Below are 14,161 nucleotides of genomic sequence, written 5' to 3' on the forward strand. Positions count from 1 at the left end.
ACAGCGGCGACGGGTGAAGACAACTCACTCCTGAAGATGGGGAACTGACGAAGGAAAGCCGTGTGCGGGAAATCCGCATGCACGGTTTGACGGGGAGTCCGAGGAAGTAATTCCTCGTCTTACCCTACTTTAACCAAATTAGCGGTGTACCGCTTGGGCCCCATTGGAGTAAAATGGGTGTACTATTTTCCAAGGGGGTGACGCAGCGTATGCTCGAAATTCAATTTTTTCAGCTGCAGCAGGCTTACGGCAGCTCTGCGGCAGCACCGGTGGAAGTCACGGTGGCGGAGCTGACCGAGCTATGGGTGTGCTCCGAACGGAATGTGAAGATGATTCTCAAAAAGCTCGAGTCCGCCGGCTGGATCGAATGGACGCCAGGACGGGGCCGGGGGCATCTGTCCAAGCTGCGGTTTCTCCAAGAGGGAGGCGGGCTGCTGCTGGAGCTGTCCAAGGAGCACGTGCAGAAGGGACAGATGAAGGAAGCGCTGGAGCTGCTAGAGCAGTACGGCCAAGGGACGGACGCGAAAGCACGCTTTATGGCCTGGCTCTCCGACTATTTTGGCTACACGAAAGAAACGGCGTCGGATCGGCCGCGAACGGAAATTTTGCGATTCCCGGTATTTCGCTCGGTGATCACCCTCGATCCGGCCAAAATGTTCTACGCCTTCGAAGCTCATTTGGTGAAGCAAATTTTTAATACGCTGGTGACCTTTCACCAGGAACGCCGGAGCATCGAGCCGCAGCTGGCGCATTATTGGGAATACAACGAGGAGCGGCTGGAATGGACCTTTTACCTGCGGCGCGGGATCCGGTTTCATCATGGTGCGGAGCTGACGGCACACGATGCGGCATTTACGTTTCGGCGGTTAATGCGGGTGAACGATCCGCTGCCGCACCGCTGGCTGTTTCAAGAGGTAGCCGACATTGCCGTGCCGGATGATTATGTGCTTCGCGTGCGGCTGCTGCGGCCGAACCATTTGTTTCTGCGGTATTTGTGCTTTCCAGCTACCAGCATTTTGCCTGCCGAATGGGTCCAAGGGAACGAGGCGCTGCTGGATCGGCAGCCGATCGGCACCGGGCCGTTTCAGGTGAAGGAGCTGACGGACAATCACTATGTGCTGGATACGAATCTGACGTATTTCGAGGGACGGGCGCATTTGGACCGGGTTGAAATTTTCGTCATCCCGCCGGAGGAGTTCGCGCAGCTTCAATTGCCGGCTTGGGAGCAGGTCATTTGCTTTCACAGCGGGGTCAGCGCGGATGCGCAAAGCGGCCGAGGCCCCGACTGGGGCGAAATTCATTTGATCAACGACGGCTGTACGATGATGACGTTCAACGGCCGCAAGGACGGACCGCAAAGTGATATTCGCTTCCGCAAAGCGCTGCACCACCTGATGAACCGCCGAGGCATGATCGAAACCCTCGGGGAAAACCGGCGTTTTCCCGCCTCCGGCCTGCAGCCGCACGAGTATTTGGCGATGGAGGATCATGCGTATGACCCTGCGGCCGCGCGCAAGCTGCTGGAGGAGATGGGGTATGCAGGGGAGCCGTTTCGGATCGCGGTGTCATGGAAGCATCTGAACGATGCGCTTTGGGTGAAGGAGCAGTGCGAGGCCTTCGGGGTTCAGGTAGAGGTTACCGGCTACGAAATTCATGAAATTGTGCTGGACCAGAACATCGACCAGGCCGATGCGGTGCTGCATCAGTTTGTGAACGATGAGGGCGAGGTGTCGCTGCTGGAGCTGTTTCTTCGCAAGGACGGCTTCATACGGAGGCATATGAACGATGACATCGGTGCCCGCATGGAAAAAATCGCCGCCGACCTGCTCGCTTCTCCATCGCCGGATTATCGCAAGCACCGGTTTCGGGAGCTGGAGGCGCTGCTGAATCACGAGCACGTCGTGCTGTTCCTGTTATTTAAGGAACTGAACACGTATTACAATCCGTCGGTGCGCGGCGTTTCGCTGAACTCGCTCGGGTGGATCGATTTTAAACAAATTTGGCTGCAAAATGTCTGAGAGGTGAACTAACCGATGAACGTGACCATACAGTTGGCCGCCTATGAAGAGAAGTCCGTGCTGAGGCAGCTGCTGGAGCTGTATAAGTATGATTTTAGCGAGTATGATTCGTCGCTGGATATGAACGAGCACGTACGGTATGAGTATAAATACTTGGATCACTATTGGACGGAGGAGCGGAGGTCGCCCTTTCTCGTGCGCGTGGATGGGAAGCTGGCCGGCTTCGCCTTGGTGTGGCAGTTCGACCAGACGGCGGAGGGGGTACCGATGTACTCGATGGCGGAATTTTTTGTGATGAAAAAATATCGCCGCACCGGCCTGGGCAAGCAAGTCGCCTGTCATTTGTTCGGGAGGTTTGAGGGGCTTTGGATCGTGAAGCAGGTGGAGGAGAACCTGCCTGCGCGTCAATTTTGGCAAACGGTGATCGCGGAGCACACCGGCGGTCAGTATGAGGTCGTGCGGGAAGACGGCTGGGACGGGCCGATTCACCGGTTTCGATCGCCATGATTTGGACACAAAGAGGTTGTCAAAGAACGATTCAAGGTTAGTTCCAGCATATTAGACACCCTATTCTCCAAGAAATAGGGGATTGGTTTGGAAATGTACATAGCTTGTTCCTTGCTTTCCCTCCATACTGAACAACGAAACGAAATATAGAAACCTGCAAAGGTATGGAGGAGTTCACATCATGAAGAGAAACCAACGAATACTGAAGCCCCTATGCGCAGCGGTACTGACCACAGCCCTGCTGACCGCTTGCGGCGCGAAAGAGGAAGCCAAAACGGGGAGTGCTGCAGCGGAAGACAAATCGGCGGCTCCGTTGCCCATCAGCTTGGTCGTGCAGCAGGTGGGTGAAGTGCCGGGCAAAGACAGCCCGATCCAACAGGCGATGGAGAAATACACCAATACGAAGCTGGATTTCCAATGGATTCCTTCCGCCGCCTTTGATGACAAGATTAACGTAATGGTAGCCTCCGGAGAGCTCCCTAAAGCTATGCGGCTGAAGTGGAACGCGTCGACTTTAAACAGCACACGCGACGGATTATTCCATGAGATCGGCCCGCTGCTCAAGGACTACCCGAACTTGTCCGCTTTGAATCAAATGTATTATGACAACGTGAAAGTCGACGGAAAAATCTACGGCCTTCCGCTGTACCGTGATATCGGCCGTGCGGGGATCGTGTTCCGCAAGGACTGGATGGACAAGCTGGGACTGAAGGTTCCGGTTACGCTGGACGACTGGTATAACGTCTCCAAAGAGATCGCAACCAAGGATCCGGACGGAAACAAACAAAACGATACGTACGCGCTGTTTCTGGACAAAAGCTTCACCGGACCAGGCAGCGCCAATACCATGACCCGTTTGGCCGTAAGCCAGGGAGCGCCGAATAAATGGGGTATGATCAACGGCAAAATGACTCCAGACTTCATGACGAAGGAGTACATGGATACGCTCAAGCTTTTCCGCAAGCTGTATGCCGAGAAGCTGATCAACCAGGATTTCTCCGTCGCTCAAACGACTGATAATGACAACAAGTGGAACAACGGAAAGCTGGGCTTGCGGATTGCGGTGGCTTCAACGGCGGAGGGATATAACGATCTGGTCAAAAAGTCCACTCCGAGTGCGGTAACTGACGTGGCCCCAATGACAGGTCCGAAGGGCATTCTGCTTCCTGGCGAACCAGGGAATAACGGGCTGTACGTCTTCCCGAAATCGTCGGTCAAGACCGAAGCGGAGCTGAAGCGCATTTTGAAGTTCTTTGATCAGCTGCTGGATGCGCCAATGGCTAACCTGCTGGCAAGAGGTATCGAAGGTACTCATTATGAAAAAGCGGATGGCGGCAAAGTGAAGTGGAAGGATCTGACGGCATTCCAGAAAGATGTGAAGCCATACCGCGATATGCTTCCATCCTTTGAAGTCGGCGGCAAGGCGTCCCCACTGCAAAACCCGGAGCTTACCGATAAAATGTGGAAGATTGTGGACGAAAACCTGAAGTATTCCGTACCAAACCCTGCTCTGACACTGAATTCCCCTACCTATACGGAAAAAGGGGCCGAGCTCGACAACATGATGATCGATTCCCAAACCAAGTATGTGATGGGCAAAATCGACGATGCAGCCTGGCAGGCGGAAGTAGACAAGTGGATGAAAGCCGGCGGCAGCAAAGTGATTGATGAATATACCGCCGAGTACAATAAGCTGAACAAGAAGTAATTGTGAAGAAAACCAAGAGGGCCGCTGAATTCCAGCGACCCTTTTTTGGGTTGGAGCTCTCCACGCCGAGTTGAGCTAAGTCAGCTTCCGCCCGCCCGCCTCGAGCTTGCGCTTCGCTTCCGCGACGTCCGCATCGCTGACGTCCCGATCGCCGTACCGCACCTGCTCGTACAGCGGCACGATCGCGCGGGGCTCCGCCTCCGCCTTCCGCTGGCTTTGCTCCCACTGCTCCAGCTCTCGGCCTGTCTCCTTCGGCGTCAAGTGGGGCTTCACCCGGTACCCCGCCTTCACGCCCGTCTCCAGCATAGCCCGATACAAAAACCGCACCCGCTCGCGGTTATCCTTGAGCTCATGCCAGCCCGGCTCCTTGCCGCTGCCGCCTTGAAAAAACCGCCGGAACCGGGCGGCAAGGCCGTCGCGAAGCTCCTCCCAGTCGACCAGGCTCTCCACATCGTCCTGATAGCCGGTGCCGGAGTCCCGCAGTCCGCCTTCCTCTAAGTACGCCCGCAGCCAAGAGATCGCTCGACGAATCCAGCGAGCCAACACGCGAATCAGCTGGTACAGCAAAAACACAATCATAACAGCTGCCACCACATAGGCGAAAATTAAAGCGGCTTTTTCCAGCAGCACCCACCACCAGGCCGCCTCTCCGGGAGGCTCCTGACCCATGGGCGGGGGAGGCGCCGGCTGATCCGACTGCGTGGGACCACTCGGCTGATCAAACAGGCTGAGTACCCACAAGAGCGCCAAAATCAGCTGATCCTTCAGCCAGATCACAGCCTCCTCCAGCTGCCGGTACAGAGCAAACACGAGAATCGCCGCGAACACGATCGAGATCAGAATGCGATTTTGCAAAACCACGGTGGAAGCGAGCACGACGTCTTTTTTACTGGACAACGTTTCTTTGCGAAGATTGCCCTGATTCACCATCAATAGCGTGACAGCGAGCGCTGCAATCCCGCACCAAGTTAAAGCTGCATACTCAGCCGCCGTAAACGTGGGTACGATTCGCGTCACAACAGAGGTAGCGAAATAGAGGATCATGCCCAGCAAATAAAAGCTGCCCGGAAAATAGTCCTGCCAAGCCATCCGAGTCATCTGTGACCCGCGATAGGTGAGCAGCCACACGAACAGCCAGCCGTAGATTAGCACATAGCTGCTGCCGAAGAACAGGAATGTCCATCCGAAAGCCAGCGCGATCAAGCAGCCATGCAGCCGGTACTTTTGATGCAGTACGGAGATGCCGCCCACAGCATAGCCCACCGCGTAACAGAGCGGCAAAGCTGCAAACCAGAGCCACCGCAGCATAGGCGGTTCCGACGGCAGCGCATACAGGATAACAAGGAACAGCGCCGGAAAAAACAGAAGCAGCTCCACCAGCCCTTTGGCTACGGCCAAACCAAGTGCAGCAGCATAAGCCTTCATGCCCCGACACCTGCCTCTTCCATGGACGAGGACGACATGGATGACTCCTCAACCTCGTCCCCCTCCAAAATAAACACGTCCACCGCGTTCCCGTTTCGGCGCAGCTCCTCGATCGGGGCAATCATTTTCTCCCCGACGTAGGCGGAAAGGATCAGAATGTCCATCCCGCTGACCATCCGCTCCACCTCCTGCTCCAGGAAGGTATCAAATGGCACGGCCCGCGCCACAATCAGCTTAGCCATCGTTTCGAACAGAAACTCCAGCTGAGCGGCTCCGTTCATCGGCTCTACCCGGACCGGCTCCTTCGGGTCATCGATCGAGTAGGCGTTCGTGCCGAAGCCTGTCTCCATCCCGCGCTCGATGCCGAGCTGGGCGAAGGCGGCGGCGTAGGCGATCCCTTTTTCCATCAGGGGGACGTTGTTGACTTGGCTCCACATTTTTTCGTGGTCCTCCACGTTGAAGTAGATCAGGAGCCGGTGCTCCGCCGTGTAATCGTGCTGATGCACCTGAAGCCGGCCGCTGCGGGCGGTGGCCTTCCAGTTGATCCCCTTCAGCGGGTCGCCCCAGCGGTACTCCCGGGTCCCGGAGATCATGAACGGATCGTCGACGATCCAGCGCCGCACGGTCACATCGCCTTGCCAGCTGTGGCTGGGCAGGTCGATCCCTTCCAGCGTTGCAGGCTGCGGATAGACCAGCAGCTCCCCGCCGAGCGTCAGCTGCTGACTGGAACGGTTCAGCCCCAGCATATCCCCCGACGTCAACGTAGCCGTACTCAAACGGTAGCAGCCTCGCTTCAGGCAGGTGATGTGGTGACGACGCGTAATTTGCATGTAGGGCATTAGGCTAAAAAAGCTGCGGTGGTTCTGAAACATAACCCCGTCGCTAATATCGAGATTGAACTGCCGCTCAAACTTCAGATTGGCGTGAATGAGCGACTCCAGCCGCAGCCAAGGTACAGGAAGCAGCTTGCGGTTCGATATGCGCTCGACCATTTCAATTTGCTCACCGGGCAGACACGAACGCACGCTAAAATACCGCTCATACCGCAGCCCCCGCTGACCGAACCGGTTAAACAGCCAGCCCTGCACGCCAGCCACAAGCACTGCGACGAACAAAAACCAATGAATACCCATTTTCGCTTCACGTCCTATTCTCCGAAGCTGGTGCTGCTGCTACAAAAATGAGCCGGTCTCCGCTGGCACAGGAATGTCCGTCAGGATCTTGTCCAGGATGGCCTGAACGGCATCTTGGCGTGAACGTACGCCGGCCTTCAGCACGAGGCGGTGGCCCAGCACCGGACCGGCCAGCGCTTTGACATCGTCGGGGGTGACAAAGTCCCGCCCGCGTAAAATCGCATGCACCTGAGCCGCCTTGAGCAGCGCTTGACTGCCCCGCGGACTGACGCCGACGGCGACATCGCTGTGGGAGCGAGTCTTTTCCACAAGCTGCAGCAGGTACGCGAGGACGTCATCCGACACCGTCACGCTGGAGTAGCTTTGCTGCGCTTGGATGATATCCGCCGCTTCGGCAACGCTTTCAATCGTCTCCAGCGGACTGCTTGCTTTGAACCGTTTAAGGATCTGCAGCCCTTCCTCGTTCGTCGGGTAGCCCATCTTAATCTTGAACAGAAACCGGTCCAGCTGCGCTTCCGGCAGGGGGAAGGTGCCTTGATTCTCGATTGGGTTTTGCGTGGCGATAACAAGAAATGGACGCTCTAAGCTGTGCGTTTCGCCATCGATGCTGATTTGGCGCTCCTCCATACATTCGAGAAGGCTCGATTGCGTCCTCGGCGTGGCTCGGTTGATTTCGTCGGCAAGCAGCAGGTTGGTGAAAAGCGGGCCTGGACGGAATTCGAATTCGGACAGCTTCTGATTGTAAAAATGAATGCCGCTGAGGTCCGAAGGCAGGAGGTCCGGGGTGAACTGGATGCGTTTAAAGCTGCAGCCGAGGGACTGTGCCATGGCTTTGGCCAGCAGTGTCTTGCCTGTGCCGGGGACATCCTCGAGCAGCACGTGCCCGGACGCGATCAGCGCGATCAGCAGCTTGTCGATGACGTCCTCTTTGCCGACGATGACGCGATTGACGTTGCTTCGAATGCGGTCCGCCAGCTCTTTGATATGCGCGAAGGACATGAGTGATTTCTCCTTTTTCAATAAAGGGATAGAATGATGGTAAATTCAGTATATATGGAAAGCGGCAGGAAATCGAGATGAAATGAAAGGGGCGAGGATAGGCATTCGATACCGGAACTACATTCCGCTATTTGATCTCCAGAGAAAGCATTTTTTAAATTAGAGGAACTAGCTTCCGCTATCGGAGCCCTAACACCAAAGATTTTGGTGAAAACAAGCGAATAACGGAAGTCCGTTCCGCTAATCCCAACGCGAAAGCCCGTGTGCATCAGTGGCATAAAAAAAACTTGCTCCCCAATGAGGAGCAAGTTCCGTTCTACGTCCCGAACTGCGCCCGATGCAGCCGGCTGTACACGCCGCCCGAGGCGACGAGCTCCTCGTGCCGGCCCTGCTCGGTGACGCCTTGCTCCGTCACGACGACGATGCGGTCCGCGCTGCGGATCGTCGCCAGACGGTGGGCGATCACGAGCGTCGTGCGGCCGACGGCGAGCTCCGCGAGCGACTGCTGGATCGCCGCCTCCGTCTCCGTGTCGAGCGCTGAGGTCGCCTCGTCGAGGATCAGAATCGGCGGATTTTTGAGGAACATCCGCGCGATGGCGAGCCGCTGCTTTTGCCCGCCGGACAGCTTCACGCCGCGGTCTCCGACCAGCGTGTCAAGGCCGAGCGGCAGCGAGCGCACAAACTCCTCCAGACGCGCCCGACGGGCCGCGTCCCAAATTTCCGCCTCCGTCGCGCCCAGCTTGCCGTACACAATGTTCTCCCGCAGCGTGCCGGAGAACAGGAACACCTCCTGCTGCACGATGCCGATGTGCCCGCGCAGCGAAGCCAGCGTCATCGCCCGGATGTTCATCCCGTCGATGGTGATGCTGCCCGCTTCGATCTCGTAGAAGCGAGGCAGCAGGCTGCACAGCGTCGTTTTGCCGGCGCCGGACGGCCCGACGAAAGCGATCGTCTCGCCGGCGCGAATCGTCAGATCGACGCTTTGCAGCACCTTCGCATGATCCTCGTAGCCGAACGTCACGCCCTGAAACGCGATATCCCCGCGCAGGCTCCGCACCTCGATTGCATCCGGCCGATCCGCGACATCCGGCTCCGTATCGAGCACCTCGAGAAATCGCTTGAACCCGGCCATCCCCTTCGGATAGCTTTCGAGAAAGGCGTTAATTTTTTCAATTGGCTTGAAGAAAATGTTGATGAGCAGCAGGAACCCGACGAACTCCCCGTAGGACAGCTGCCCCCGCACGACGAACCACGCCCCGCACAGCAGCACGAACAAGCTGATCAGCCGCATCAATAAGTACATTCCCGACGAGCTGAACGCGATAATCCGGTACGAATGCAGCTTGGCGCGCCGATAATTGCTGTTGCTGACCGTAAATTTGTCCATTTCATGCGCTTCGTTCGTAAACGTCTGCACCACTCGAATGCCGGTCACACTGTCCTCCACCTGCGCATTCACGTCGGCGATATCGGTGAACATCTGCTTGGCCGCCTTCACCAGCTTCAGGTTGCACACCACGACGAGCCAGATCAAGAGCGGAACGATGAGGAACGTCAAGCAGGCGAGCTTCCAATTAATGAAAAGCATCATCGTAAACGCGCCCAGCAGCGTCATCACCGCAATAAACACGTCCTCCGGCCCGTGGTGAGCCATCTCCCCGATCTCGAACAAATCATTGGTCAGCCGCGACATCAGGTGGCCGGTCTTGTTGTTGTCAAAAAAGCGGAACGACAGCTTCTGAATATGCCCGAACAGCTGCCGCCGCATGTCATACTCGATGTTAATGCCGAGCTTATGCCCCCAATAGGTTACGACAAACTGCAGGCCGGTGCTGCCCAGGTACATCAAGAGCAAGCCGACGCACGCCCAGAGAATCAGGGACCAATCCTTGCCGGGAAGCAGGTTGTCGACGATCGATTTGACCGCCAGCGGAAACGAAAGCTCCAGCAGCGCGGCAACGACCGCGGAAGCGAAGTCTAGCACGAACAGCTTCGTATAAGGCCGGTAATAGCTAAAAAATCGACGAATCATAGGTTCACGCTCCATGCTGGGTTTTTGCCATTATAAGGTCTGCACCCGCACGGCAACAAGGGAAAAATCAGCTATAACACACGATATTTTCGGATTGCGCATTTGGGCAGGGGATGGTACTATAAAGTTGTCAGTATACAAAACCTTGGTTTAGTATACTAAACTCACAGTGTGGAGGAAGCATGGAAAAGAAGTATTGGGTACCGGCACTGGAAAAAGCAAACGACGTGCTCCTAACGATCTCCGAGCAGCCGTCCGGGCTGAAGCTGATCGACATCTCCAAGCGGCTGGGCATTAACAAAAGCTCGATGTTCTCGCTGCTCAATACGATGGAAGAGCTGGATTGGGTCGTACGCGAGTCGGACGGCACTTACTCTTTGGGCTCCAAGCTGGGGTACATTGGAAACGCTTTTTTCAAGCAGTTCAGTCTCATCGACCGGTTTCGGAAGGAAGCGTCCGTGACCAAGCATGTGATTCAGGAAACGATTCAGCTAGCGAAGCTGGAGCAGCATGAGGTGCTTTATTTAGCCAAGGAAGAGATGCCCTCGCCGGTCCGATTGGCTTCGGAGCCCGGCAAGAAGCTGCCTGCGCACTCGACTGCACTCGGGAAGGCGATGCTAGCCTGGCTTGATGAGGCGGAATTGAAAGCGCTGTTTCAGAGCGAAGAGCTGGAGCCTTGCTTAACCCCGCTGACGCTGCGAAGCCGAGATGCACTTCTGGCGCAGCTTCAAGTGGTGAGGGAGAACGGGTATGCCTTCGATTTGCAGGAGGCGGTGATGGGCTTTTGCTGCGTGGCGGCCCCGGTTCGGGGAAGCAGCGGTGAAGTCGTCGCAGCGATCAGCTGCTCGATGTTCCAGCACGAATGGGAGCAGAAGCGGGAGCTGGCAATTAGTGAGATTTGTGCGCTCGCCAAGCGGCTGTCCCACGTCTAACGGTTATTCTTTTTCATTTTAATATAAGCCAAAGGAAGTGACCTGATCTTGAGACTGCAGAACAAGATTACCCTCATTACCGGTTCCGGCTCCGGAATCGGCCAAAGCTCGGCGGTGCTGTTCGCCCGTGAAGGCGCAACGGTAATCGTCAACGATCTGCTGGAGGAAAAAGGCCAGGAGACGATCGAGCTGATCCGCCAAGCGGGCGGCGACGCAATGTTTATTCAAGCCGACGTGACGAATCCGGATTCCGTCAAGGCGATGGTGGATACCGTCATCGAGAAGTACGGCCGCATCGACGTGCTGTTTAACAATGCAGGTGTTAGCGGTGTCGGTGCGATTCACGAGGTGGAGCCGGATGCATGGGACCGCGTCATCAGCATCAACATTCGCGGCGTGTACCTGCCATGCAAATACGTGCTGCCTCATATGATGGAGCGCAAGGCAGGCTCTGTCATCAACATGTCTTCGTGCATAGCCGAGATCGGGTTGGCTCGCAGAGCTTCGTATTCCGCCACCAAGGGCGCCGTGCTGGCTCTGACCAAGTCGATGCAGGTTGATTACGCGCCATACGACATTCGTGTGAATGCGCTGCTGCCGGGGACGGTGCTGACGCCGTTTGTAGAGGATTATTTGAAAAAGTCGTACGCCAATCCGGAGGAGGGCTACGAATCGCTTAAGCGTCGCCAGCTCAGCGGCGATCTGCTTCGTCCGGACGACATCGCCAAGGCGGCGTTGTTCCTGGCCTCCGATGAATCCAAGTTTATGATGGGCTCCCCGTTGTATATCGACGGCGGCGTCGTGTTTGGCAAAAATGTTTAAACAATAAACTATAAAACTCTAAGGAGACTGAACTCATATGAAACTGCTTACTTTTATCGAAAACGGACAGCAGCAGCTCGGCGTCAAAACGGACCGCGGTATTGTACATATTTCCAAAGCGCTTGAGGTCATTCCTGCGGACGGCGCGGTAGCGCGCAATGTGCATGAAGTGATCGACGGCGGCCAAGCGGCGGTAAGCGCTCTGGATGCGTATGTTTCCAAAGCACTAGCAGCGGGCGGCAGCGACGCTTATGTGCTGGACGAAGCGAACCTGACACTTGGACCTTGCGTAACCCACCCGAACAAAATCATTTGCGTAGGTCTGAACTACCGTCAGCATGCGATCGAGACGAACGCGGCGATTCCGAAATTCCCGATTCTGTTTAACAAGTTCAACAACACGCTGACAGGGCATGGACACGATGTGGAGCTGCCGATTCGCGTGACGAGCCAAGTGGACTATGAAGCGGAGCTGGTTATCGTCATCGGTAAAGAGGCTAAATATGTAGCCAAAGAAGACGCGTTGAGCCACGTGTTCGGCTACTGCAACGTGAATGACTTGTCCGCCCGTGACCTGCAAATGCGCACCCAGCAATGGCTGCTCGGCAAAACATGCGATGGCTTCAGCCCGCTCGGACCTTACCTTGTAACCGCTGATGAAGTGGGCAACCCGAACGATCTCAGCATCAAATGCATCGTCAACGGCGAGGTTCGCCAAGACTCGAACACGTCGGATATGATTTTCCACTGTGATGAGGTTGTCAGCTACATTTCGCAGCACATGACGCTGGTGCCTGGCGATATTATTTTGACGGGTACGCCTCAAGGGGTTGTGCTCGGCTATCCGGAAGACAAGCGCGTTTATTTGAAGGACGGCGATGTCGTGACGATCGAGATCGAGAAGCTTGGATCGCTGACGAACCGTATGGTGAACGAAAAGGCATAACGCCGGGAAAAGGAGCCCTACATGGCAGGACATATTACATCAGGAGCCGAGGCGTTGGTCATGGATTCGCGCGATCACGTCGCCACGGCGATCAAGGATTTGAACGCGGGTGACCGGATTACGTACCGCTTGCAGGATCAGGTCAAGGAGCTGACGCTGGTCGAGCCGGTGCCTTTCGGGCATAAGGTGGCGATCGGCGACATTCCGCTCGGCACCGACATTCGCAAGTACGGCGAAGTGATCGGACGTACGACGGAGGTTGTTCAAGCCGGCCAGCACGTTCATGTGCACAATGTGGAAGGCATTCGCGGACGCGGAGATCAAGCGAAAGCATAATGAAATGTATAAAGATCCGCATAGGATAGGCTTGCAAGGGTTTTGCAACCAGAAGGAGAACGAAGCATGACTCACATGATGGGATATAGAAGACCGAACGGTGACGTAGGCATCCGCAATCATCTGCTTATTATTCCTACCGTTATCTGCTCGAACCAAGTGTGCAACCGGATTATGCAAATGGTGCCGGAAACCGTAGCCATCCCGCATCAGCACGGCTGCAGCCAGATCGGCGCCGATAAGGAGCGTACCTTTGAGGTGCTGGCAGGGACAGGACGCAACCCGAACGTCGGCGGCGTCATCATCATCAGTCTCGGGTGCGAGGTCGTGGATCCGCATGCGCTGGCTGAGGCGATTCGTCCGACCGGCAAGCTGGTCGAGGTGTTCGACATTCAATCGGTCGGCGGCTCGGTTAAAGCGATTCAGCACGGCGTAGAGCTGGCGAAAAAAATGCGCGCGGAGCTCGATGCCATGAAGCCGGAGCCGGTGCCGTTCAGCGAGCTGATCATCGGCGTGAAGTGCGGCGGCTCGGACGCAACGTCCGGTCTTGCCTCCAACCCGGCGCTCGGCGCTGCAGCGGACACGCTGATTCAGCAGGGCGGCGGCGTCGTGATCGGGGAGACGACCGAAATTATCGGCGCCGAGCACGTGCTTGCTTCCCGCTGCTCGACGCAGGAGACGACGGATAAGCTGTACCATATCGTCGACCGCTTCGAGAAAGAGGTCGAGCGAATGGGCGCGGACATGCGCGGCGGCAACCCGAGTCCCGGCAACATCGCCGGCGGCCTGTCCACGATCGAGGAGAAATCGCTCGGCTGCATCAGCAAGTGCGGCAACGCCCCGATCGAGGGCGTGATCGAGTACGCCGAGTCCATTCCGAAGCACGGGCTGTACTTCATGGACTCCCCGGGGAACGACATCGAGTGCGTCTCCGGGATGGCGGCCGGCGGCGCGCATCTGGTCTGCTTCACGACCGGTCGCGGAACGCCGACGGGCTCGGCGGTTATTCCGGTCATTAAGATTACCGGCAATAAGCGCATGTTTGAGCGGATGTCCGACAACATGGACGTCGATGTCAGCGACATGCTGGAAGGTACGCTCAGCCTGGAGGATGCCGGCAGCATCGTTTGGGAAGAAATCCGAGCCGTCACCAGCGGCAAGCTGACCAAGGCGGAAATCCTCGGCCACACCGAGTTCAGTATCAACCGAATCGGCCCAAGCTTGTAAGTCTGTCTATATTACGCCCTTCCGTCCATCGGAGGGGCGTTTTCCTTTCTGCCGTCCGCCTCCAGTCTTTGGAGGA

At 56.5% G+C, this 14,161-nt stretch carries 12 protein-coding genes; 8 read left to right on the top strand and 4 right to left on the bottom strand.

The window, feature by feature from the left end; all coding sequences use genetic code 11:
- The first annotated feature begins 209 nt into the window (after positions 1–209).
- From FPZ49_RS08600 to FPZ49_RS08610, 3 genes are all read left to right on the top strand, one after another.
- The gene (locus FPZ49_RS08600) at positions 210–2,018 is read left to right on the top strand and encodes an ABC transporter substrate-binding protein (RefSeq protein ID WP_186445691.1); all 1,809 of its coding nucleotides are present in this window, start codon (positions 210–212) and stop codon (positions 2,016–2,018) included.
- A gap of 15 nt (positions 2,019–2,033) precedes the next feature.
- Entirely contained in the window at positions 2,034–2,525 is a 492-nt protein-coding gene (locus FPZ49_RS08605; RefSeq protein WP_144845553.1) for a GNAT family N-acetyltransferase, read from the top strand.
- A gap of 181 nt (positions 2,526–2,706) precedes the next feature.
- Positions 2,707–4,233, top strand: a complete 1,527-nt coding sequence (locus FPZ49_RS08610; RefSeq protein WP_144845555.1) for an extracellular solute-binding protein — start codon at positions 2,707–2,709, stop codon at positions 4,231–4,233.
- A gap of 75 nt (positions 4,234–4,308) precedes the next feature.
- Here FPZ49_RS08610 and FPZ49_RS08615 read toward each other — a convergent pair whose 3' ends face one another.
- The 4 genes from FPZ49_RS08615 to FPZ49_RS08630 form a co-directional block, all read right to left on the bottom strand.
- Positions 4,309–5,658, bottom strand: a complete 1,350-nt coding sequence (locus tag FPZ49_RS08615; protein ID WP_144845557.1) for a DUF4129 domain-containing protein — start codon at positions 5,656–5,658, stop codon at positions 4,309–4,311.
- Positions 5,655–6,791, bottom strand: a complete 1,137-nt coding sequence (locus FPZ49_RS08620; RefSeq protein ID WP_144845559.1) for a DUF58 domain-containing protein — start codon at positions 6,789–6,791, stop codon at positions 5,655–5,657. Before FPZ49_RS08620 ends, FPZ49_RS08615 begins: the two co-directional genes overlap by 4 nt.
- A gap of 39 nt (positions 6,792–6,830) precedes the next feature.
- Positions 6,831–7,790 (bottom strand): AAA family ATPase, encoded by a 960-nt coding sequence (locus FPZ49_RS08625; protein WP_144845561.1) that lies wholly within the window; start codon positions 7,788–7,790, stop codon positions 6,831–6,833.
- A 316-nt stretch (positions 7,791–8,106) separates the two neighbouring features.
- A complete protein-coding gene (locus FPZ49_RS08630) occupies positions 8,107–9,822 on the bottom strand; it encodes an ABC transporter ATP-binding protein (RefSeq protein WP_144845563.1) in 1,716 nt (571 codons plus the stop codon).
- A 182-nt stretch (positions 9,823–10,004) separates the two neighbouring features.
- Between FPZ49_RS08630 and FPZ49_RS08635 the strand changes: the two genes are divergently transcribed.
- From FPZ49_RS08635 to FPZ49_RS08655, 5 genes are all read left to right on the top strand, one after another.
- Entirely contained in the window at positions 10,005–10,754 is a 750-nt protein-coding gene (locus FPZ49_RS08635) for an IclR family transcriptional regulator (RefSeq protein ID WP_144845565.1), read from the top strand.
- Between the two features lie 48 nt (positions 10,755–10,802).
- Positions 10,803–11,576 carry an SDR family NAD(P)-dependent oxidoreductase gene (locus FPZ49_RS08640; protein ID WP_144845567.1) on the top strand — a complete coding sequence of 258 codons (774 nt, stop codon included), beginning with the start codon at positions 10,803–10,805 and terminating at the stop codon, positions 11,574–11,576.
- A gap of 37 nt (positions 11,577–11,613) precedes the next feature.
- A complete protein-coding gene (locus FPZ49_RS08645) occupies positions 11,614–12,522 on the top strand; it encodes a fumarylacetoacetate hydrolase family protein (RefSeq protein ID WP_144845569.1) in 909 nt (302 codons plus the stop codon).
- Between the two features lie 21 nt (positions 12,523–12,543).
- Positions 12,544–12,858 (top strand): UxaA family hydrolase, encoded by a 315-nt coding sequence (locus FPZ49_RS08650; protein ID WP_144845571.1) that lies wholly within the window; start codon positions 12,544–12,546, stop codon positions 12,856–12,858.
- Between the two features lie 66 nt (positions 12,859–12,924).
- Positions 12,925–14,085 (top strand): UxaA family hydrolase, encoded by a 1,161-nt coding sequence (locus tag FPZ49_RS08655; RefSeq protein ID WP_144845573.1) that lies wholly within the window; start codon positions 12,925–12,927, stop codon positions 14,083–14,085.
- The last annotated feature ends 76 nt before the right edge of the window (positions 14,086–14,161 follow it).

The sequence above is a fragment of the Paenibacillus cremeus genome (assembly GCF_007786445.1).
GTDB lineage: Bacteria > Bacillota > Bacilli > Paenibacillales > NBRC-103111 > Paenibacillus_G > Paenibacillus_G cremeus.